Source organism: Acrocarpospora sp. B8E8 (genome assembly GCF_039871605.1).
Taxonomy (GTDB): Bacteria; Actinomycetota; Actinomycetes; order Streptosporangiales; family Streptosporangiaceae; genus Acrocarpospora; species Acrocarpospora macrocephala.
Map to the genome: position 1 here is coordinate 15,896 of NZ_JBDPLV010000087.1, position 21,061 is coordinate 36,956.

At 68.1% G+C, this 21,061-nt stretch carries 18 protein-coding genes; 10 read left to right on the forward strand and 8 right to left on the reverse strand.

Translation table 11 applies throughout. From position 1 onward, the window contains the following. Nucleotides 1-8 precede the first annotated feature (8 nt). Genes ABGB08_RS47140 through ABGB08_RS47150 form a run of 3 tightly spaced genes read left to right on the forward strand, consistent with a single transcriptional unit; the run spans nt 9 to nt 2,692 of the window. A complete protein-coding gene (locus ABGB08_RS47140; protein ID WP_347604617.1) occupies nt 9-929 on the forward strand; it encodes an ABC transporter ATP-binding protein in 921 nt (306 codons plus the stop codon). Beyond that, a complete protein-coding gene (locus ABGB08_RS47145; protein WP_347604620.1) occupies nt 898-1,698 on the forward strand; it encodes an ABC transporter permease subunit in 801 nt (266 codons plus the stop codon). Before ABGB08_RS47140 ends, ABGB08_RS47145 begins: the two co-directional genes overlap by 32 nt. A gap of 13 nt (nt 1,699-1,711) precedes the next feature. Next, the gene (locus tag ABGB08_RS47150; protein WP_347604623.1) at nt 1,712-2,692 is read left to right on the forward strand and encodes a helix-turn-helix domain-containing protein; all 981 of its coding nucleotides are present in this window, start codon (nt 1,712-1,714) and stop codon (nt 2,690-2,692) included. A 40-nt stretch (nt 2,693-2,732) separates the two neighbouring features. On the opposite strand, the gene ABGB08_RS47155 is transcribed toward ABGB08_RS47150, so the two are convergent. After that, entirely contained in the window at nt 2,733-3,692 is a 960-nt protein-coding gene (locus tag ABGB08_RS47155; protein WP_347604626.1) for a quinone oxidoreductase, read from the reverse strand. Nucleotides 3,693-3,826: 134 nt separating this feature from the next. Here ABGB08_RS47155 and ABGB08_RS47160 point away from each other — a divergent pair, with 134 nt between their 5' ends. After that, a complete protein-coding gene (locus ABGB08_RS47160; RefSeq protein ID WP_155349911.1) occupies nt 3,827-4,099 on the forward strand; it encodes a DUF6504 family protein in 273 nt (90 codons plus the stop codon). Further along, nucleotides 4,099-7,554, forward strand: coding sequence for a DNA polymerase III subunit alpha (gene dnaE / locus ABGB08_RS47165; protein ID WP_347604630.1), 3,456 nt, complete (start codon nt 4,099-4,101; stop codon nt 7,552-7,554). Before ABGB08_RS47160 ends, dnaE begins: the two co-directional genes overlap by 1 nt. Nucleotides 7,555-7,668: 114 nt before the next feature. Here the strand turns inward: dnaE and ABGB08_RS47170 are convergent, their stop codons facing one another. The 4 genes from ABGB08_RS47170 to ABGB08_RS47185 all read right to left on the reverse strand — a co-directional run bounded on the left by ABGB08_RS47170 (nt 7,669) and on the right by ABGB08_RS47185 (nt 11,435). Next, the gene (locus ABGB08_RS47170) at nt 7,669-8,316 is read right to left on the reverse strand and encodes a hypothetical protein (RefSeq protein WP_347604633.1); all 648 of its coding nucleotides are present in this window, start codon (nt 8,314-8,316) and stop codon (nt 7,669-7,671) included. Between the two features lie 90 nt (nt 8,317-8,406). Beyond that, nucleotides 8,407-9,039 (reverse strand): response regulator transcription factor, encoded by a 633-nt coding sequence (locus tag ABGB08_RS47175; RefSeq protein ID WP_155349938.1) that lies wholly within the window; start codon nt 9,037-9,039, stop codon nt 8,407-8,409. Nucleotides 9,040-9,516: 477 nt separating this feature from the next. Next, nucleotides 9,517-10,536, reverse strand: coding sequence for an LLM class F420-dependent oxidoreductase (locus tag ABGB08_RS47180; protein WP_347604636.1), 1,020 nt, complete (start codon nt 10,534-10,536; stop codon nt 9,517-9,519). Nucleotides 10,537-10,742: 206 nt separating this feature from the next. Beyond that, a complete protein-coding gene (locus ABGB08_RS47185) occupies nt 10,743-11,435 on the reverse strand; it encodes an FCD domain-containing protein (RefSeq protein ID WP_347604639.1) in 693 nt (230 codons plus the stop codon). Between the two features lie 70 nt (nt 11,436-11,505). Here ABGB08_RS47185 and ABGB08_RS47190 point away from each other — a divergent pair, with 70 nt between their 5' ends. The 5 genes from ABGB08_RS47190 (at nt 11,506) to ABGB08_RS47210 (ending at nt 16,569) form a co-directional block, all read left to right on the forward strand. After that, nucleotides 11,506-12,495 (forward strand): (Fe-S)-binding protein, encoded by a 990-nt coding sequence (locus ABGB08_RS47190; RefSeq protein WP_347604642.1) that lies wholly within the window; start codon nt 11,506-11,508, stop codon nt 12,493-12,495. After that, nucleotides 12,492-13,886: a lactate utilization protein B gene (locus ABGB08_RS47195; RefSeq protein WP_347604645.1), complete on the forward strand. Its 1,395-nt coding sequence runs from the start codon at nt 12,492-12,494 to the stop codon at nt 13,884-13,886. Before ABGB08_RS47190 ends, ABGB08_RS47195 begins: the two co-directional genes overlap by 4 nt. Further along, nucleotides 13,883-14,464 carry an LUD domain-containing protein gene (locus ABGB08_RS47200; RefSeq protein ID WP_347604648.1) on the forward strand — a complete coding sequence of 194 codons (582 nt, stop codon included), beginning with the start codon at nt 13,883-13,885 and terminating at the stop codon, nt 14,462-14,464. Before ABGB08_RS47195 ends, ABGB08_RS47200 begins: the two co-directional genes overlap by 4 nt. Nucleotides 14,465-14,486: 22 nt before the next feature. Next, the gene (locus tag ABGB08_RS47205; protein ID WP_347604651.1) at nt 14,487-15,569 is read left to right on the forward strand and encodes a GNAT family protein; all 1,083 of its coding nucleotides are present in this window, start codon (nt 14,487-14,489) and stop codon (nt 15,567-15,569) included. A gap of 79 nt (nt 15,570-15,648) precedes the next feature. Further along, on the forward strand, nt 15,649-16,569 hold the full coding sequence (locus ABGB08_RS47210; protein ID WP_347604654.1) for a sirohydrochlorin chelatase: 921 nt from the start codon (nt 15,649-15,651) through the stop codon (nt 16,567-16,569). A 354-nt stretch (nt 16,570-16,923) separates the two neighbouring features. On the opposite strand, the gene ABGB08_RS47215 is transcribed toward ABGB08_RS47210, so the two are convergent. From ABGB08_RS47215 to ABGB08_RS47225, 3 genes are all read right to left on the reverse strand, one after another. Continuing rightward, nucleotides 16,924-18,273, reverse strand: coding sequence for a site-specific integrase (locus tag ABGB08_RS47215; protein WP_347604657.1), 1,350 nt, complete (start codon nt 18,271-18,273; stop codon nt 16,924-16,926). Nucleotides 18,274-18,418: 145 nt separating this feature from the next. Next, on the reverse strand, nt 18,419-18,610 hold the full coding sequence (locus ABGB08_RS47220; RefSeq protein ID WP_347604660.1) for a helix-turn-helix domain-containing protein: 192 nt from the start codon (nt 18,608-18,610) through the stop codon (nt 18,419-18,421). 554 nt (nt 18,611-19,164) lie between these two features. Next, a complete protein-coding gene (locus ABGB08_RS47225) occupies nt 19,165-20,976 on the reverse strand; it encodes a replication initiator (protein ID WP_347604663.1) in 1,812 nt (603 codons plus the stop codon). Nucleotides 20,977-21,061: the final 85 nt, after the last annotated feature.

The following is a 21,061-nucleotide window of genomic DNA, read 5'->3' on the forward strand; positions in this document are numbered from 1 at the left end:
TGAACGGCATGACAGCGGTAGTGGAAGCCGAAGGACTGACCAAGTTCTACGGCCAGCGTAGAGGTCTGGAGGACCTGGACCTCGCGATCCAGCCGGGTGAGGTGTTCGGTTACCTCGGCCCGAACGGATCGGGGAAGACGACGACGATCAGGCTCCTCCTGGACGTCATCCGGCCGACCAGGGGCCGGGCCACGGTGCTCGGCCTCGACCCGGGGGACGCGAAGGTGCGGGCCAGGATCGGCTACCTCCCCGGCGAGCTGGCTTTGGCGGGGCGCGAGCGCGCCGGCCAGTATCTGCGCTTTCTGGCGGACGCCCGCGGTGGCGTCGCCCAGGCCAGGATCGACGAGCTGGCCGAACGCCTGGAGGTTGACCTGTCGGTCCCGATGGGCAAGCTCTCCAAGGGCAACAAGCAGAAGGTCGGGCTGATCCAGGCCTTCATGCACCGCCCCGAGTTCCTGATCCTGGACGAGCCGACCAGCGGCCTGGATCCGCTCGTGCAGCAGGAGTTCCTGGCGATGGTGCGGGAAGTGCGCGCCGACGGGCGTACCGTGCTGATGTCCTCGCATGTGCTGGCCGAGGTGGAGCATGTCTCGGATCGGGTGGGGATCGTCAGGTCCGGGCGGCTGGTGGCGGTCGAGGAGGTGGCCGCGCTTCGCGAGAAGGCGGTTCGCCGGATCGACCTGCACTTCGACGCGCCGGTGCCGCCGGAGGCGTTCGAGGGGTTGCCGGGCGTACGCGATCTGAGGGTGGCCGGGGCGAGCGTGTCCTGCACGATCGACGGCCGCCCCGACGCGCTGATCAAGGCCGCCGCCCGGTTCACGGTGGTGCACCTGGTCAGCGCGGAACCCGACCTGGAAGAGATCTTCCTGACCTACTACAGCGGAGATGAGGATCGGCATGCCCGCGTTGATGACGCAAAGCCTGCGTGAGTACCGCCGGGCGCTGATCGGCTGGACCATCGGCATCAGCGTCTTCATGTCCATCTATATCGGTATCTACGCGAGCATCAAGGAAAGCCCCGAGGTGTACGGCCCGGCCGCCCTCGCCAAATACCCGGGCGCTCTCAAGGACCTCATGGGCGGTCTCGCCGACTTCACCAGCGGCCCCGGATTCCTGCAGTCGGTGGTCTACCAGCTGTTCGTCCCGATGTTGTTCATCGCCTGCGCCTGCGGCATCGGCAACCGGGCGATCGCCCAGCCAGAGGAGTCCGGCCTGCTGGAGCTGACCGTCACCCTCCCGATCGAACGTGTCCGCCTGCTGCTCCAGCGCTTCGGGGCGGGCCTGCTCGGGCTGCTGGCCGCGGCGGTGCTGACCTATGTGATCGCCTGGGCGATCGCCACGAACGTGGGTGTCGGCGTGCCGGCGGATCGCATCCTGGCCGCGCACACCGGCGTGTTCCTGCTCGGGCTCTTCTTCGGCACGCTGACCCTGGCCGTCGGCGCGGCCACCGGGCGGAAGGGGCTGGCCTCGGCGGTGGCCGGAGTGTGGGCGATCGGGGGGTACGCGGTCGTCACGATCGGCCAGAACGTGTCCGCCATATCATGGCTGAAGTGGGTTTCGCCGTTCCACTACTACCTCGAAGGCAAGCCGATTTACCAGGGCTTTCCCGTTGGCGACTACCTTGTTCTGGCGGGGGCGACGGCGGTGCTGCTGCTGACGGCGGCACTGGCCTTCGACCGGCGCGATGTCGGAGTCTGATGCGGAGTGTCCGATGGGATTGCTCGGAGAGACAGCTGGCCGGCTGCCCGACCGGGCAATGCTGGACGAATACCGCTCAGCCGGGACGAAGGCCGCCCAGCAGGGCGTTCCACTGCGGACGCTGGTGGACGCCGCGCTGCGCGAGGCCGAGCAGCTCGGCTCGGCCGCCGTGCTGCCCGCGCTGCGCCGCGCCGTCTCGGCCCTGATCGAGGGGTACGAGGACGCCCAGCGCCTGGCCCTGCGCTCGGAGGAGACGGCCCGCAGGGAGTTCGTCGACGACCTGCTTCAGGGCCGGGCTGAACGGCTGGCCGAACGAGCCGAACATTTCGGGCTCAGGCTGGCCGAGTCGTACGTGGTGGCCGTGGCCCGCCCGGTCACCGGCGTGCCCGACGCGCTGGCCGGGACGATCGAGCGGGAGCTGATCGCGCGGTTCGGCTCGCACAACATCCTGATCGCGGTGCGGGCCGGGCTGCTCGTCTGCGTGGTGCCGGGCACGCTGGCGGCCGCGACCGGCGAGTTCACCCATCATGTGCGGTCCCGGTTCGAGCCGGGCTGGCGGATCGGGATCGGCCGCGCGCATCGGGGCCCGGGCGGGGTGGTCACCTCCTACCGGGAGGCGAGCAACGCGATCGACCTGGGCGACCGGCTGGGACTGCGCGCGCCCGTGCTGAAGGCCGCCGACCTGCTGGTCTTCCCGGTGCTCCTGCGGGACAGGGAGGCCATAGAAGATCTGGTCACCAGCGTGCTCAGCCCGTTGCTCGACGCGCGCGGCGGCCCGGAGCCGCTGATCGACACGCTGGAGCAGGTCTTCGCGGCTCAGGGCAACCAGACGGCGGCCGCCCGCAGGCTGGGCATCAGCACCCGGGCGGTCACCTACCGGCTGGAGCGGGTCCGCCGCCTGACCGGATTCTCCCCCGAGGACCCGACCCAGCGATTCACCCTAGAGACGGCCATTCTCGGCGCGAGACTCCTGGACTGGCCGAACCAGCTGTGACATTGGCCGCGCCTCCGGCACGGCGGGCTCGGCCGAGCCGCTAAGGGATCAGCAGCAGCTTCCCCATGGTCTTGCGGCCCTCCAGATCGTCGTGGGCGCGCGCCGCCTCGGCCAGTGGCAGCCGGGCGAACACGTGCACGTGGAGCTGCCCGGACGCGAGCCAGCCCAGCACGTCGGAGGCCCGGCCCAGCAGCTCCTCCCGGGCCGCCGTGTACGGCCCCAGCGACGGCCGAGTCAGGAAGACGGAACCGGCCTGGTTGAGGCGTTGCAGGTCGAAGGGGGGAACCGGGCCGCTGGCCGCGCCGTACACCGCGAGCAGGCCACGCGCGCGAACCGAGGCCAGCGAGCCGTCGAAGGTGGCCGCGCCGACGCCGTCGTAGACCGCGTCCACGCCTTCGGGAACCAGCCCGCGGACCCGCGTCGCGAAGTCGTCGTAGCCGATCACCTCGTCCGCCCCCGCCTCCCTGGCCATCTTCTCCTTCTCGGGCGTGGACACCGTGCCGATCACCCGGGCTCCGTGCAGCTTGGCCATCTGGGTGAGCAGCAGGCCCATCCCGCCCGCGGCCGCGTGCACGAGCACGGTGTCGCCGGGCCGTACCGGATGGGTGGAAGTGGTCAGATAGTGGGCGGTCAGGCCCTGCAGCAGGACGGTGGCGGCCTGCTCGGGGCTGACGCCGGGCGGCAACGGGATCGCCTTCGCGGCCGGGATGACGGCCTTCTCCGCATACGCACCCGGCACGCTCACCCAGCCCACCGCGTCGCCCACCACGACGTCGGCGACACCGGGGCCGACCTGGGCGACCGTGCCCGCGCCCTCGGAGCCGGGCACCAACGGGAGCGGCATCGGGTAGCGGCCCTCGCGGTGGTAGACGTCGATGTAGTTGACCCCGGCCGCCGCGACGTCGACCAGCACCTCGCCCGGCCCGGGCACCGGGTCGGGCGCCTCGGTGTAGTCGAGTACGGAAGATCCGCCAAAAGCGGAAACGACGATGGCGCGCATGCGACTCCCCTCTAACTGGTCTTGCCCACGCTCATTCTCCGGCAACCCGAACTTGCGTTCGATCTCCAGAGAACATATGTTCGATACAGCACCGCCCGTCTTCCCCCGGGTGGCAGTTGCCAGCCACAGGGAGAATGACCGTGAGCCGACTCTATGGCGATCCGATCGAGGTATGGGTCAGAGACGGGCAGCCCGCTCGATTTGTCTGGCGTGACCGGCTTTATGTCGTCCGCCAGATCCTTGACCACTGGGTGGTCGCCCGCGAATGGTGGAAGACCTCCGAGACCGACCCCGGCGAGCGCCGGTTCTGGCGGGTCGAGGCCGCCGCCGGTCGGGAGGTCGGCACCTACGAGTTGCGGTTCGACACCGCGAGCGAGGCATGGCTCCTGCTCCGGGCGTGGGATTGATGGGAACGTTCCACCCTGGCTTCTGTCACCTGCACGTCGCCTCGGCCTATTCGCTGCGGTATGGCTCGGCGTTCCCGGACGCCCTGGTCAAACGTGCCGCCGAACACGGCATGGACATGCTCGCGGTGACCGACAGGGACGGCCTCTACGGCGCGATCAAACACGTCCAGGCCTGCTACCAGGCGGGCATCACCCCGATTGTCGGCGTGGACCTGGCCGTGGCGGACGAGGAGACCAGGATCGTGGTGCTGGCCCGCTCCGACGGCTGGGGCGACCTGTGCCGCCTGATCACCGCGGCCCATCACGCGGGCGAGCGCGGCGCGCCGTTCGTCACCCCCGCGATGCTGGCCGAGTCCGGCCGCCTGACGGTCCTGCTCGGCCCCGACTCCGACGTGGGCCGGGCGATGGCCGCCCGCCGCGACGGCCAGGCCAGAACCCTGCTCACCACCTGGCGCTCCCTTGTCCCGAACCTCGCCGTCGAACTCGTCGATCGGTACGGCTACCGCGACGCCACCACCGCCACCCGCCTGCTCGCCCTGGCCGACAGCCTGGGCGTCCCCGCCGTGCTGACCAACGCGGTCCGTCACCTCGACCCCGCCGACTACCAGATCGGCAACGTCCTGGACGCGGCCCGCAAGCTCGTGCCCCTGCACGGGCGGCATATCCAGCCGTCCTCGCACGCATACCTCAAAAGCGGCGCCGAGATGGCCCGGGTCGCGGCCCGGATCTGCGGCGGCGACCAGGGCCGGATGCTGCGGCTGCTCGCCGAGACCCGGCGCACGGCCGAAGCGTCCGCGCTCGACCCGTTCGAGATCGTCCCGCTGCTGAACGAGCGGCATCCGATCCTGCACCTGCCGGAGGTGGGCATGGATCCGGTGCCGTTCCTCCGCCACCGCTGCCAGGACGGGCTGCACGAGCGCGGCCTGCATCGTTCACGCGAAGCCAGGCGGCGGCTCGACGACGAACTGCGGATCATCGAAAAGAAAAGCTTGTCCGGATATTTCGTAGCAGTGGCGGGGATCACCGACATGATCCGCTCGCATGGCATCCGCTGCGCGATCCGCGGCTCAGGCGCGGGCAGCCTGGTCAACTACCTGATCAGGATCGGCGAGGTGAACCCGCTGGAGCACGGCCTGCTGATGGAACGTTTCCTCGCCGAGGGCCGCATCGGCCTGCCCGACATCGACGTGGACGTGGAGTCGGCCCGCCGCCTGGACTGCTACCGCCTCATCCTCGAGCGGTACGGCACGGATCGGGTGGCCTGCGTCTCCATGATGGAGACCTACCGCGCGCGCAGCGCGATCCGGGACGTGGGCGCCGCGATGGGCCTGCCGCCGCACGAGATCGACGCCATCGCCAAGGCGTTCCCGCACGTTCGGGCCCGGCAGATCCGGGCCGCGCTGGACGATCTGCCGGAGTTGCGGGGGAGCGGGCTCAACGACCGGGCGCTGGAGACGGTGTTCCGGCTGGCCGAACGGCTGGACGGGCTGCCCCGGCACATCGCGCTGCACCCGTGCGGCGTGCTGATCGGCAACTCCGGCCTCGGCGGCCGCACCCCGATCGAGCGCAGCTTCCTGGACTTCCCGATGTCGCAGTTCGACAAGGACGACGTGGAGGAGGCGGGCCTGCTCAAGCTGGACGTGCTCGGCGTGCGCATGCAGTCGGCCATGGCGTATGCGGTGAGCGAGGTGCGCCGGGTGGACGGGGAGGAGATCGCGCTGGAGGAGGTGCCCCGGGATGACGTGGCCACGTATGACATGATCTGTGCCAGCCGTACTCTCGGGTGTTTCCAGATCGAGTCGCCCGGGCAGCGGGAGCTGGTCGCCAAGCTGGAACCGCGGACCATGCACGACCTGATCGTGGACATCTCGCTGTTCCGCCCCGGGCCGGTCAACTCGGACATGGTCACGCCGTTCCTGGAGTCCCGGCATGGGTTCAGGGCGGCCCACTACCCCCACCGGGACCTGCGGGAATCGTTGCGGGAGACGCACGGGGTGGTCGTCTTCCACGAGCAGGTGCTGCGGATCGTGGACGCGATGACCGGATGCGGCCTCTCGGAGGCGGAGAAGATCCGCCGCACCCTCTCCAGCCCCGACGGGCGGCGCAAGGTGCGAGCCTGGTGGGAGCTGCGGGTGCGGCCCGAGTTCGACGCCGAGACGGTGGAGAAGGTGTGGCAGATCCTGGACGCGTTCGGCGCGTTCGGCTTCTGCAAGGCGCACGCGGCGGCGTTCGCCGTGCCCACCTACCAGTCGGCCTGGCTCAAACGCCACCACACGGCCGCGTTCTTCGCCGGCGTGCTGACCCACGAGCCGGGCATGTATCCCAATCGGGTGATCCTCGACGAGGCCCGCCAGTGCGGTGTGCGCATCCTGCCGCTGGACATCAACCACTCCGACCGGGAATGGCGGGTCGAGAAGCTCACCCTGACCGTGCGCCCCGAGGACCTCGGCCCCGCGAGCCCCGGCGACGCGCGGGCCAGCGCGGCCCGCGCCGAGGAGTTCGGCCGGGGGTACGGCTTGCGCGTGCCCTTCTCCGCGATCAAAGGCATCAGCGAGGCCGAAGTGGATCGAATGGTGGCGGGCAGGCCGTATACGTCGATGGCCGACTTCTGGGCGCGGGCGCGGCCGTCCCGGCCGGTGGCCGAGCGGATCGTCGAGGTGGGCGGGTTCGACGCGGTGCACGGCCTGCGGCCCGGGGAGCCCCGCTGGCGGCCCGGGCGGCTGACCAGGCGTGACCTGATCGCCCAGGTCGGGGCGCTGGAACGGGCGTCCAGGTCCGGGGTGAGCGCGCTGGCCGTGCAGCTGCCGATGGGGTTCGCCGAGCGGATCACGCCGGGGGAGCTGCCGGAGATGACCGAGGCGGAGGCGGTCGAGGCGGAGCTGGCCGTGCTCGGCATGGACGTGAGCCGGCACGTGATCGGCTTCCACGACGAACTGCTCGACGCGATCGGCGTGGTCCGGGCGCGCGACCTGCTCCGCCAGCGCAACGGCGCGGAGATCCTGGTCGCCGGGGTGAAGGTGGCGACCCAGACGCCCGCCGTGCGATCCGGGCAGCGGGTCATCTTCACCACGCTGGACGACTCCACCGGGCCGGTCGATCTGACCTTCTTCGAGTCGGTGCAGGGGCATACCGCGTCCACGGTCTTCGGGTCGTGGCTGCTGGTCGCCCGGGGGGTGGTGCGGCGCACGGGGGCGCGGGCGATCTCGATGCGGGCCGTGCACTGCTGGAATCTGACCGATCTCGACCGGCTCTGGCGTGCTCAGGGCATCCAGGCGGTGCATGCCGTTCTGGCGGAAAGGCCGGGGTCGGGAGATGGGGTCGGGGGGCGCCAGATCAGGTACGAGAACGGGTATCGGCTCTCGCCGTACGCGGATATCGGGCCGACGGCGGGGGTCAAGGAGCCGCCGCGGGTGTTGTGGCACGCCAGCATGGGCAGCTCAGGCCCCACACCCTGACGGGCGTGTTTCAGTGCCTCCGGGTCTTTTAGGCCGCCGCTCTCGGCGCCGGTGCGGCGAGGACCATCACCCGCGTGAACGGCGCCGGATAACGGCGAGTGACCTGGCTCATGCTTATGCGATTTTCCTGGTGGAACCGGGTAGGGAGGTTCGGGGGAAATGTGCCATGGCTGAGGGTGTGTGGCTAATCGAGCGGGATTTGGCGCGGCTGGTGGTTATTTCGCGGACGGTGGTGGCGCAGAGCAGCGCGGCGAGGGTGATCATCGACAGTTCGGATGGGCCGAGGCCGGTCAGGCCGGTGGAGCCGGGGAGATGGATCAGGAGGATCCACAGGACGATCAGCCAGCTGGTCCACCAGGTGGTGAGCAGGGTCAGCCAGCGGGTGCGGCCCTGGCGGTCGGTGTCCTGCCAGGCCCAGTCGGCGAGGAGCGGCGGGATGATCAGGTTGACGCCGGGCAGGAGCCAGGCGGCCAGCACGGAGGCCGCGGACGAACTGGGGCGGGCCCGGCGAAGCCAGACCAGGTAGGTCGCGGCGGCGGTCAGGGTGGTGGCGACGATGATCATCATAAGGATGGCGAACACCGTGACCGCGCCGACCACCTCGGCGGCCCCCGGCGCGTTCGGGTCGCCGCCGAACGAGGCGAGCTGCTGGGCCAGGCGGTGACCGCGGGTCTCCTCGAAGATGACCAGTGCCGTGGTGGCGGTGACCTGTGCGGTGAGGGCGGCGTAGACCCCGGTCGCGGCTCTCTGAAGCGAGCGCATGAATTCTCCCCCCGGCACGCGAGCTCATCCTCCGGTCGCACCGGTCACCGAGCACTTGCCTCACTTGTATCCCGGCAGCGCTCCCGCTAATCAGGCCATGACACCGGACTCCCAGGCCCAAGCCGCGATCTCCACCCGATTTCGGGCGTCCAGTTTGATGAAAATACTGCTGAGATGCGTCTTTACCGTGGAAAGCGACACGAAAAGCTCCGCCGCGACCTCCTGGTTGGTACGGCCCCGGGCCACCAGACGCACGACGTCCAGCTCACGTTCGGTCAACGATTCGCCGGTGGTCCTGGGGGCGACCGGGCGGGACAGATGGGCCAGCAGGCGTACGGTCACGGACGGGGAAACCAGGGCGTCACCCGCCGCGGCGGCGCGGACCGCCTCGATCAGCAGGGCCGGGCCGCTGTCCTTCAGCAGGAACCCGCACGCGCCCGCGCGGAGCGCGCCATAGACGTATTCGTCCAGGTCGAACGTGGTCACGATGACCACACGCATCGGGTCGGGCACGCCGGGGCCCGCCAGGGCGCGGGTGACTTCGAGACCGTCAAGCTTGGGCATCCGGATGTCCAAAAGGCAGACGTCCGGCCGCAACCGCCGGGCTTCCTGCACCGCCGCCGCACCATCGGCGACCGCGGCAACCACCTCGATGTCCGGCTGGGCGTCGAGGATCATGGTGAAACCGGCACGGACGAGTTCCTGGTCATCGGCGATGAGCACCTTCACGCGAGGAATATACGGTCTGTCCGGTGACTCTCGCCGACGGCCGCTGCGGGGGACCTCCGCTGAGCGGTTGTTGGCCCGGTGGATTCGTCGCGTGAGAGGTGGCCTATCGGCGCTAATGGCTTAGGGGGTTGCCGGGGTCGCTCGCTGTTATCCGGTGCCGTTAACGCTGGTGGTGGTTCTCGCCGCACTGGCGTCAAGAGCGGCAGCGGCATTCTGCTACGTGTTCCCATCGGGGGCTACCGCGTGTTACCCGAGGCCGTGGATTTGGGATTTGCCGGGCGCGACCTCTGTTGGGTGGCAGCACAGTTGGTGCATGATGTCCAGTTTCGTTCCGGGTCTTGAGCTGTCGAGGGCGTTCTATCGCGAGGTTGTGGGGCCGGTGAGGCGTCTGTCCGCGAGTCGTGGATGCGGGGACTTCGCCGCGTGTGACTTGAGGTGCGAGGTCGCGGATGCCCGGGGCCTTGCCGTGTGTTAGCCGAGGACGAGATCGCGGATGCCGGTGAGGGTGGGTTCGTCGTGGGGGCCCATGATGAGGAGGTTGGTGACGGGGCTTTTGCGCCATAGGTCGAGGCGTTCGCGGATTCTGGGGAGGGGGCCGAGGAGGGAGATGCCGTCGGCCAGTTCGTCGGGGATGGCGTGGAAGGCCTCGTCGCGGCGGCCGGCCAGGTAGAGGGCCTGGATGTGTTCGGCGGCTTCGGCGTAGCCCATGCGGCCGATGATGTCGGCGTGGAAATTGCGGGATTTAGACCCCATGCCGCCTATATAGAGGGTCAACATCATTTTTACCCCGTCCAGGGCGGCGCGGAGGTCGTCGGTGACGATGACGAGGACCATGGCGGCGATGTCGAAGCCGGGGGCGGCGTGTTCGAGGGCGTCGCCGTACATTGATTCGATCTTCTCGGGGAAGACGAAGAGGGGGAGCCAGCCCTGGGCGATTTCTGCGGATAGGGCGACGTTCTTTGGGCCTTCTGCGCCGAGATAGATGGGGATGTCCGGGCGGAGCGGGTGGGTGATGAGTTTGAGGGGTTTGCCGAGGTTGGCGCCGCCTGGGTAGGGGAGCGGGTAGTGCGGGCCGTCGCTGGTCACGGGCTCCGCTCGGCGCCAGATCTTGCGCATGATCTCGACGTATTCGCGGGTGCGGGCCAGGGGCTGGGGGAAGGGCTGGCCGTACCAGCCTTCGACGACCTGCGGGCCGGAGGCGCCGATGCCGAGCAGGAGGCGTCCGCCGGTGAGGTGGTCCAGGGTCATCGCGGTCATCGCGGTGGCCGCCGGGGTCCGGGCCGAGAGCTGGACCACGCTGGTGCCCAGCTTGATCCTGCTGGTGCGGGCGCCGTACCAGGCGAGGGGGGTGAACGCGTCGCTGCCGTACGCCTCCGCGGTCCACACCGAGTCGTATCCCAGCCGTTCCGCGGTCTGGACGAGTTCGGTCGCGTCGGTCGCGTCCCGCTGCCAGTAGCCCAGATTCAGTCCCAGCCTCAGATCGTTCGCCATGCCTGTAGTAGAACACGTTCTATATTTGCGTGGCCAGATTGTCGTATCGATGAGAAGCCCGGAACTGCGGGACCCGACATCGTCGGGGTCGGCCTGTGAACACCACCAAGACCAACTCGCCGAGCGCGGCCGAGACGTTCACCGAACCCGCGGCGGTGAATCGCCTGGTCGGTGGCTATGTGGCTGTCTGCGGGACGAGTTCGCGGTTAATGAGTAATCGGCGGATACGCGCGCGCGAAATGTTCGGTTACGGCGGTTACGGCGTCCGTCGGCGCGCCTGTGGTGATCGCGGTGTGGATGAGCCGGTGGTCGGTCTGCAGGTCGGCGGTGTGGCCCAGGCGGTGGACGGCTTCGACCGCGTACTGGCGGAGGGTGTTGCTGAGGGCTCGCATGATGGCCGAGTTGAGGGTGTTTCCGGCCCGGTCGGTGAGGGCGATGTGGAAGGCCATGTCGTGGTGGACGAAGTCTTCCGGGGTGGTGGCCTTGTCCATGGCGGTGAGGGCGGCGGCCATGGCCTGGGTGGATTCGGCGTCGTGGGGGATTCGGGCGGCCTGGGCCGCCGACCATTGCTCGATCATGAGCCGGGTGTCGATGACCTCGCGCATGGTCAGGCTGGACAGGCCGAGGTTGAGCCGGAGCAGATCGGTGAGGGTGCCGTCCGGGTCGTAGGTGAGGATCGCGCCCGCGTTGGGTCCCCGGCCGACCTGGCACTCCACCAGTCCCAGAGTCTCCAGGACACGAAACGCCTCACGCACCGAGGATCGGCTGACCTGCAGTTCTTCGGCCAGTTGCCGTTCGCCCGGGAGGCGGTCCCCCACGGTGAGGCCCGATCTCGTGATCCGCCGCTCGATCTCGGCGAGAACCTGCTCAAAAGTTCGGGATCCGGTGAGTTTCGACACCCTGGGCCTCTCGGGGGGATCGGTGTATGGTCTGACCATATTTGGTCTGACCATACCTGCGGGAGCACCTGTGCGGGTCGCGCTGTTCATCACCTGTGTCAACGACACCCTCTTCCCCGACACCGGCCGGGCGGTCGTCACGCTGCTGCGCCGTCTGGGGGTGGACGTGGAGTTCCCGCAAGCCCAGACGTGCTGCGGGCAGATGCATGTCAACACGGGCTATCCGGCCGAGGGGGTACGGCTCGCGCGGCATTTCACCGAGGTGTTCGCGGAGTATGACGCGGTGGTGACGCCGTCGGGGTCGTGCACGGCGATGATTCGCGAGCAGTATCCGCGGTTGGCGGCGGCTGTGGGGGGGTCGAAAGATCGCGGTGGGGTGTCCGGGTCGGGTGGTCAGGCGTCAACCACTCGCGATTCGGGTGGTCAGGTGTCGACCCCTCACAATCCGGTTGATCCGGCGGGTGGTCAGGCGTCAACCGCTCACGATTCGTCAACCGCCAACGATTCGGGTGGCCAGGCGTCAATTGCTCACGATTCGGGTGGCCATGGGTTGGTTGGTGCGGGAACGGCGCGCAAAAAGGGTAGGCGGGTGGGTGGGGAGAGAGGCAGGGCCTGGGGTGAGGTGGTCGACGAGGTAGTGCCGAAGGTTTATGACCTTTCAGAGTTTTTGGTGGATGTGTTGGGGGTTACGGATGTGGGGGCTTATTTTCCGCATCGGGTGACTTATCATCCGACGTGTCATTCGTTGCGGGGGTTGCATTTGGGGGATCGGCCGCGGCGGTTGTTGGAGGGGGTGCGGGGGTTGGAGTTGGTGGCGTTGCCGGGGGCGGAGGAGTGTTGTGGGTTCGGGGGGACGTTTGCAGTTAAGAATCGCGATATCTCGGCTGCCATGTGTGCGGATAAAGTGGGAAATGTCATGAAGACGGGGGCTGAAGTGCTCTGTGCTGCGGATAATTCTTGTTTGATGCATATCGGGGGGACGCTCCACCGGCAGAAGTCGGGGGTTCGGGTCATGCATCTGGCGGAGATCCTCGCGGCCACGGAGGCTGGGGTTCGATGAGTCAGACATTCATGGGGATGCCGTCATTCCCGAAAAACGCCGCGAAAGCCGTACAAGACTCGCAGTTGAGGTTTAATCTTCGGAAGGCTACGCATACGATTCGGGGTAAACGTGCCGCCGTAGTCGGGGAGTTGCCGGATTGGGCGGAACTGCGGCAGGCGGGTAAGGCGATCAAGGATCATACGCTTCGTAACCTTGAGGAATATCTGCTGCAATTGGAGGCCGCGGTTTCGGCTGCCGGTGGGACGGTGCACTGGGCCAAGGACGCCGAGGAAGCCAACCGTATCGTCGCCGACCTGGTCAAAGCTACCGGCGAGACCGAAGTCGTCAAGGTCAAGTCGATGGCGACGCAGGAGATCGGGCTCAATGAGGCACTTGAGGCGGAAGGCATCAAGGCTTATGAGACCGACCTCGCCGAGCTGATCGTGCAGCTTGGGGATGATTGGCCGTCACATATCCTGGTTCCAGCGATTCATCGTAATCGAGCGGAGATCCGGGAGATTTTCCTGAAGCACATGGAAGATGTGCCGCCGGGCCTGACCGATGAGCCGAGGGCCCTCGCCGAGGCGGCGCGACTGCATCTCCGGGAGCGTTTCCTCCGCGCGAAAGTCGCGATTTCCGGCGCGAATTTCATGATTGCGGAGACAGGCACGCTCGTCGTCCTGGAATCTGAGGGCAACGGCCGCATGTGCCTGACCCTGCCGGAAACCCTGATCAGCGTCGTGGGGATCGAGAAGTTGCTCCCGACCTGGCGGGATCTGGAGGTCTTCCTACAATTGTTGCCGCGCAGTTCTACGGGGGAGCGGATGAATCCGTACACCTCAATGTGGACAGGCGCGGTCGAAGGGCAAGATTTCCACCTCGTTCTGCTCGACAACGGACGTACCGACGTTCTAGCCGACGAAGTCGGGCGGCAGGCTTTGCGGTGTATTCGTTGCTCGGCGTGCCTGAACGTCTGCCCGGTATACGAACGGGCCGGTGGACACGCGTATGGATCCGTCTATCCCGGGCCGATCGGCGCGATTCTCACACCGCAGTTGCGCGGCATGAACACCGAACTGGACCGATCGCTCCCGTTCGCGTCCTCCCTCTGCGGCGCCTGCTACGAGGTGTGCCCGGTCGCGATCGACATCCCCGCCGTGCTCATCGATCTGCGGGCGAAAGCCAAACATCCCCGCACCGAACGGATGGGCATGGCCGCCGCGGGCTGGGTCTTCAACCGTTCGGTACGGCTCGCGCGGGCCCAGCGCTTCGGCGGACGTATGCGGAGACTGGTCCCCAAACGGCTCCCCGGCCCGCTGTCGGCCTGGACCGACACCCGCGACCTTCCCGACATCCCCAAAGATTCTTTCCGCGCCTGGTGGAACCGGACAGAAGGCGGCACCCGATGACCTCCCGCGACGTGATCCTCGCCCGGATCCGCTCCGCTGTCGCGAACGCCCCCGACGTGGAGATCCCCCGGAACTATCAAGGCGCAGGAGCGCACAGAGAAGGCATAGTCGAACATTTCGCCGAGAGAGTCCGTGACTACCGCGCCGTGGTTCATATCGTCAACGCGGCAGAAGTCCCCGACGCCCTCCGCGACGCGCTGACCAGACGAGAAGCCGAACGGGTCGTCGTCCCCGAAGGATTCCCCGCCGACTGGCTCGCCGAATCGATGATCGAGGAGTTGACGACCGTGGACGCCGTGGTCACCACCTGCGCCGTCGCGATCGCCGAAACCGGGACGATCGTGCTCGACGCGGGCGTCGGCATGGGCCGCCGAGCCCTCACCCTCGTCCCCGACTACCACCTGTGCGTCGTCCGCGCGGACCAGATCGTCCCCGGCGTGCCCGACGCACTCGCCAGACTCGACCCAGTACGCCCTTTGACCTGGATCAGCGGCCCTTCCGCGACAAGCGACATCGAACTCAACCGCGTCGAAGGCGTGCACGGCCCCCGAACACTTGAGGTGATCATCTCGATCTAGCGCCATGCCGTACCGTATGGGCGTGTTCGACGAACATCTCACGATCCAAACCGAACGCCTGATCTTGCGGCACTTCGGCCCGAGCGACGCGGCCCAAGTGCGGGCGATCGTCCAGGAAGGCAACCATTCGACCGCCCTGCCGCCCGGCGCTCCCGGCTACGCGGGGGGAATCGCGCAGTGGCTGTCCCATGGCGTACACGAACTGCGTAAATCCGGTCAGGGCCTGCACCTGGCCATCCAAGCCGCAGGCACCATCATCGGCGCGATCAGCCTCTTCAAAACCCACTGGGGGACAGGCACCACCGAAGTGGGCTACGGCATACATCCCGACCATCGAGGACGTGGCTACGCCCCGGAGGCCGTACGCGGACTGGCCGACTGGGCGCTCGGGCCCGCGCGGCTGCGGCGGATCGAGCTGCGCGCCACGGTGGAGAACTCCGCGTCCATCCGGGTCGCGGAGAAAGCCGGATTCACCCGGGAAGGCGTGCTTCGCGGCGCCGGATTCGAGGACGACGGCCCGCACGACGTCGTCGTCTTCGGCCTGCTGCGCGGCGAGACCGGCCCCACATTCGGCGGACGCCTCGACAGCCCCCGCCTGATCCTGCGCCCTTTCGGCAAACGCGACGCCTTCGACCTGCTCGCGGCCGTCAAGGACGACGCCGAGATGAACCGCTGGATGCCGTGGGCTCCCGGCTACACCCTGGAACGTGCCCTCGACTGGTGCACCAGGCTGGCGCATTCCGATCGGGTCAACGGCCTGACATTCGCGCTCGAACCCCGCGATGGCGGGCGGCTGGCCGGCGCCGTCGGCGTGCACCGGGCCGACCAGGAGCGCGGCGACGTCGAGATCGGCTACTGGGTCTCGCCATGGGCGCGTCGCCAGGGGTATGCCGCGGAAGCCACCAAAACGGTTGCCGGCTGGCTGCTCGCGCAGGGGTACATCCGGGTGCAACTGACCATCGCGACCGGGAACGTGGGCAGCCGCGCGGTCGCGCGGCGGGCGGGTTTCACCGAGGAGGGCATCCTCCGGAAAGGCCTCCCGATTCCGGGCGGACGCACCGATGCCATCCTCTACGGCCTGCTGCAGGACGAACTCCAACCTTAAATGACAGGTCAAGGATCCCCCATGGCCCAGTACCGTCCGCTATTGTCACGATCCGGACAAGGCATGGGAGATCGGTGAGATGAAACCGCCGCTGGTGCTCATCGGGCACGGCACGCACGATGAGACGGGCGTCGCTGAATTCGGCCGTTTCGTGCACCGGCTGCGATGCCGGCTGGACGGCGTGGTCGCCGATGTGACCGGCGGCTTCATCACCAAGGCCCGGCCGCCGCTGAGCGACTCGATCACCTCCCTGGTGGCCCGCGGCCACCACCACCTGATCGCGCTGCCGCTCAGCCTCACCAACGACCGGCGCGCCCTGGGCGACATTCCCGGCACGCTCGCGTTGGAGCAGGAACGGCACCCTACGCTTGGATATGACCTGGCACGTCCGCTTGGTCCAGACCTGCGCGTGCTCGAACTCCTCGCCGAACGTCTCGCCGACGCTCAGGCGGACATGCCCCATCTGGTACGGACCGAGCCCTTCCGCCTCACCGACGAGGAGCCTGAGCGCATCACTCCTGGTGAGACCGCCATCGTCCTGGTAGGTCACGGTTCTACGAATGTGTCCGTGAACGCGGAGGTGCATCGGGTTTCCCGGCTCTTCTGGGAGACCCACGCGGCCGAGTTCCTGACCGTCGAGACCGCGTACGTGTCACACGCTCGTCCCGGCGTTCCCGGCGGCCTGGAGCGCTGCCGCCGCCTCGGGGCGAAACGGGTGATCGTACTGCCGTATCTGCTGTTCGCCGGTGGCGTGTTGGAGCGGATTTGGGCGCAGGCGCTTGCGTATGGGGCTAATCATGAGGGCATCGATATCCGGTGCGCCGAAGTCATCGGCGACTGCGAGGGACTGGCCGACGTGGTCATCGATCGCTACGAGGAAGCCCTTTCCGACGCGGCCGAGTGGAGCGCCCGCCAGCGCGTACGACAGGCCCTGACGGTCCAGCGTTTTCCCCGCTCCCGCAGCACAACCACTTACGCGGAAGAACCCACCCCGGTGTAACCTCCTGCTTTTCCCTCGGCTCCGCCGGGTTTTGTTGCCGTGTTGTCCCACCCACCCTCCCTTTTGCCCTGCCGGGCTGGCCGCTCGCGCGCGCGGTTTTGCCCTGCCGGGCCGGCGCTCGCGCGGGCGACGTGGTTGTCGTTTCGTTCGGCAGCCGCGGTGTTGGCGGGGGCGGGCGGAGCCCGAGGATAAGCAGTGGGTTGGGTGGGTGGGAGAACCCCGGGAGCTGTGGTTGTCGTTTCGTGTGGGGACCTACGGCGATGGCGGGTTCGGGCGGAGCCCGAGGGGAATCGAAGGGCTGGGTGGTGGAGTCAAGCAATTTGGGGATTAGGCCGTTGACCTGCGGAGATACCTCTACGCGGCGGCGGATTCGGGCAGCTGGCCCGTGGGTGGCCCGGAAATTTCGGGCACGTTTGCGCTGGTCACAGCGCTGTGAGGGACGTACGGGACGCCGTTGAACGCGGCTTCAATCTTAGCGTTGGCGATGTCGGTGTCGGTGTCGATCCAGTGCGCATACACGGCGAACAGAACCTTGATGGTGTGCCCGAGCCGCCGCGCCACCTCAGCGGGGTTGACGTTGGCGCTCAGCAGCGTAGAGGCGTTGGCGTGCCGCAGGTCATAGGGGCGACGGGCGACCAGGGACGCGACCTCCTTCTCGCTGAAGGCGGCTTTCCTGGCTCGCTCCCACAGGTAGCTGTAGACGCTCTTGCCGATCTTCTTGTGGTCGGGACCGTCCCAGAAGATCCGCCCGTCCGGCGCAGGGTCGAAGCGGTTCAGGTGCTCGCGCAGGATGGCCACCAGCGCCGGAGGGATGGGGACCACGCGCACCGCTTTGCGGGAACGGTGTTTCAAGCTCCGGTCCTCATGCGCCTTGCCGTCATCGGTCCACAGCGCGCCGACCTCAGGGGAGGAACCGCGCAGGGTCAGCCGCCCCCAGCCGGTAGCAGGCAGATACAGGTCATCCACCAGCAGCGCGGTAACCTCCGCCGGGCGTAACCCCCCGTAGTACATACAGGCGAAGAAGCCCCGCAGATGCGGACCGCGATCCTTGGTCGTGCCCCGCCCGGACAGCGACCACAGCGCATCCAGCAGCCGCGCCGCCTGATCACGGGACGGGATGCAGACGGGCGAGACCTCCTCATCGCGCCCGTCCGAACGCTTGGGCTTGTAGGCAGGCAGCGGATTGAGCGTCAGGTACTTCTTGGTCACCCCCAGGTCCAGAGCCCGGCTCAGCTGGCCCCGGCGATGCCGGATCACCGATTGGGAGGCTTGCTTGCCGTTCTGCAGCTTGGACAGGTCCGCCAGCAGCGCCCGTAAGGTCTGCTCGTCGCCGAGGCTGTAGAACGGACGGGTGTTGGCTGACAGCCAGTCCAGCGCCGTCGTGATCCGGTCCGGCACCGCTTCGCTCTCGATACGCCCCGGGCGGAAGGCCCAGCGGCTCAGCGCTTCCCGCAGATCCTTGTCTGACGGCCGGGACCGGCGAGCCAGGGCCGAGCGGTCCAGCATGCACATGGTGATGGCGGTCAGATCATCGGCCCGGGACCGGCGCGCGTTGGCTGAGGCCTCCGCCCACTCCTTGCCCGCCACCTCTACGGCGTGGTCGTACCAGGAGGCTTCCTTACGCGCCCAGGAGACCGGCTGGCCGGTGTTGACGTCCCATGCCTCCCCGACGACACCGGCCGCTTTGGTGAGCTTGGCCTGCATGGCTTGCGCGAGCGCTTTGGTTTTGTAAGAAAGAGAGTAGGGTTTCTTTCCGACTGTCCATCGGAGTTCGTACGGGAGGCTGCGCTTGGGCCGGTGACGGATCTTCCAGAATCGAATGTCGAGTGAGGTTTCCATGGTTCCCTTTCTAGTCGAGTTTCTGTTCCTGCAACCATTCTACCCAATCAAGCCGATTAATCCTATGCTCTCCATTAGGAAGTCGATAGGTTTTCGGCCCCTTTCCGGTATTCATCCACTTATAGAAAGTGGATCTAGGAACCTGCAGGATACGGCGGCATTCGGCCACCGTGAGAAAGTCCCCGGGCTTGTCCAGCGCCATTTACACACCCCCTTTTCCGCAGATGTCCACGGGCCAGTTACGGGCCAGCGGCAAGGCGCACCGACCCACCCGAACCGAACGGTCGGCTACAAAAGAAACGCGCCCGCGAGCGCGCCTCAGAGCATGCCGCTCATGCAATCCGCTAAACGCCGGATTCCTTTTGCGCATTGCAGCGATTATCGAGGCGGCTTTCGCGCGTGGCAGGGATCCAACGCACCCACCGCACACCCGAGCCGCGCCACGCCACCACCGATCCCGGTCTCGGTCCCCTTGCATGCGATCTGTCACAAGATCGTCACCGAGGGTCGTCGGCGCGGGACCCGCCCGCCCACCCTGGCCTAAAGGAGCCTCCGGCACGCCCTTCCTGAAGGCGACGCTTACCCGCTCACCGAACCACCGCCGACCCGCGACCAGTTCGCCGCAGCGCAGCGCCCGGTACCCAGCGCCAGTGACCGCGCCCAAGTTCGTCGGCACGCCGCTATCCCGTCTGACCACTTCCGCGCCACCCGCGCGCCCGTGCGCAGCCAGCCACGGCCGAGTGTTCTCCCCGCTCGTCACCCGGCACCCCCGGCAGCCGCCGCACCCCCCGCCGACCCCGGATCATCCGCAGAATCCGGAGGCCCCAGCCCTGCCCGTTCCCGTAGCGCCGCCTGTTCGGCCCGCCAGCGCTGACGCAGCCCGACAAGGCGTAGCAGCCGCAACGGCAGCGGATCCAGGCCCGGATCAGACGCGCTCACCGGCCGCCACACATACCGGCCCGGCTCCCGGCTCTCCTCCTGCGGATCGATCCCCATCGCGGTCAGCGCCCAGGTCCGCCGATCCGCCTTGTGCCCCGCCAGGGTCTTGCCCGACCACTTACGCGACACCAGCACGCGACGGCCGCCGTAGCCGAGCCGGTCGGGATGATGGGCTTTCTTCCGGCACCAGCCCGGCCGCAGACCCGCCTTGACGTTCTTCGGCTGAACCCCGTACCGCAGCCAGTTCGCACACTCCGGACTGCACGGCTCCCACCGCACCGCCTCAGCCAGCCGCCGCGCATGCTCCACCCGACCCGACCCACCGCCCGCCGCATCGGCACCGGTCGCCTCCCAGCCCTCACCCAGGCTCTTGGTCAGGTACTTGGTCAGATACTTGGTCCGCTGGTCGGCATCCGCGCTCCCGGCAAGGAGCCCTTGCATGTCCAGCTGCGTCCCGAACCGCGCCACATGCACAGGCCCCGACTCCCCGGCCTCCTCCCGCGCGTCCAGCTCATCCAGCGCCTCATCCCACGTCGGAAGCGCCTCCCACGAGTCCGGATCCACGTAACCGCCGTCCGCGTCCGACCACACCGGCAACCCGTCGCCGTCCCCGTCGCCCGCATAGACCACCTCATCGGCCCCAGGCCACCACACTTGGTGGTAGGTGGCCGCCACCACCTTGCGCAGCACCGCACGCGGCAACGTCCCCCGAATCGCCATATGCAGATGCGGCGCACGCCGCTTCTGCGGCTCCACCGCCGCGAAGTACTGCACATCCCAGCCCGCCACCCGGCGAAGGTTCTGCACGAACCGATCCACCAGCTTGGAGAAGTGCAACGCGTCCCGCGCCGCCGCCGTGTAGTCGTACCGGTCCGGATCAACCGGCGCACCCTCCACCACCTTGCCGTAACTCGGCAACGTCAGCGTGAGGAACATCGACGGCCGGTAACCCTTCCCGCCCCGACCCTCATACACCCGCCCCACCGTCCCGCCCGAGCGAGGAGCCCGAGGCAGATCCGGCACATCCTGACGCCGACGCGTCGAACGCACCCGCCGCCCCGCCCCATCACCCTCAGCCGAACCGTCAGCCGAGCCGTCATCGGCCGAACCGACCTCAGCCCCCGCCGCACCCCTCCGGGAGACCGGTTGCGCCGCCGCGATCTCCGCGTCCAGATCAGCCAACGCCAGATCCAGATCCGCCGTATCCTCCCCAGCCTGCGCCGCCTGATCACGCCAGCCTTGCGCCTCCACCCGCAGCCCCGCCAGATACGCCCGGTACTCCCGCGCCGAGATATCCCCGGTCAGCGGTTCGGACTCCAGATGCCAGCCCTCCCGGCACTGCGCCATCCGAACCTGCCGGACCCGCCGAGCGCACGGCGGACAGTAGCTTTCCCGCCAGGACCCGCACGGCAGATCCACCACATCCACCGCGCCTGTCACCACGTCTTGCCGACGCATCGGGATCGGCCGGATACAGACCCCGTTCTCCACCGCGACCCGTTCGGCAACCGCCCGATCCAGCAGCCCCGCCGCTTTGACCAGGGACGATACGCCGCCGCTGACGCCGGCAGACTCCCTCGCGGTCGCCCTACGGGTGCCTACGGCATCAACCGGCCTCAGCGCTCCCACCGCACCAGCCGAACCCGCCGCACCAGCCGAAGACCCCCCGCCCGAAGGCGGAGCCGAAGCCCCGCCCCCGAACACACCCGACCCG

Bases quoted from the DNA above. Each gene is read 5' to 3' on its own strand.
- ABGB08_RS47150 (WP_347604623.1), top strand. From the start codon at position 1,712: ATGGGATTGCTCGGAGAGACAGCTGGCCGGCTGCCCGACCGGGCAATG.
- ABGB08_RS47210 (WP_347604654.1), top strand. From the start codon at position 15,649: ATGAAACCGCCGCTGGTGCTCATCGGGCACGGCACGCACGATGAGACG.
- dnaE (WP_347604630.1), top strand. From the start codon at position 4,099: ATGGGAACGTTCCACCCTGGCTTCTGTCACCTGCACGTCGCCTCGGCC.
- ABGB08_RS47140 (WP_347604617.1), top strand. From the start codon at position 9: ATGACAGCGGTAGTGGAAGCCGAAGGACTGACCAAGTTCTACGGCCAG.
- ABGB08_RS47220 (WP_347604660.1), bottom strand. From the start codon at position 18,610: ATGGCGCTGGACAAGCCCGGGGACTTTCTCACGGTGGCCGAATGCCGC.
- ABGB08_RS47180 (WP_347604636.1), bottom strand. From the start codon at position 10,536: ATGGCGAACGATCTGAGGCTGGGACTGAATCTGGGCTACTGGCAGCGG.
- ABGB08_RS47145 (WP_347604620.1), top strand. From the start codon at position 898: ATGCCCGCGTTGATGACGCAAAGCCTGCGTGAGTACCGCCGGGCGCTG.
- ABGB08_RS47200 (WP_347604648.1), top strand. From the start codon at position 13,883: ATGACCTCCCGCGACGTGATCCTCGCCCGGATCCGCTCCGCTGTCGCG.
- ABGB08_RS47170 (WP_347604633.1), bottom strand. From the start codon at position 8,316: ATGCGCTCGCTTCAGAGAGCCGCGACCGGGGTCTACGCCGCCCTCACC.
- ABGB08_RS47215 (WP_347604657.1), bottom strand. From the start codon at position 18,273: ATGCAGGCCAAGCTCACCAAAGCGGCCGGTGTCGTCGGGGAGGCATGG.
- ABGB08_RS47160 (WP_155349911.1), top strand. From the start codon at position 3,827: ATGACCGTGAGCCGACTCTATGGCGATCCGATCGAGGTATGGGTCAGA.
- ABGB08_RS47155 (WP_347604626.1), bottom strand. From the start codon at position 3,692: ATGCGCGCCATCGTCGTTTCCGCTTTTGGCGGATCTTCCGTACTCGAC.
- ABGB08_RS47195 (WP_347604645.1), top strand. From the start codon at position 12,492: ATGAGTCAGACATTCATGGGGATGCCGTCATTCCCGAAAAACGCCGCG.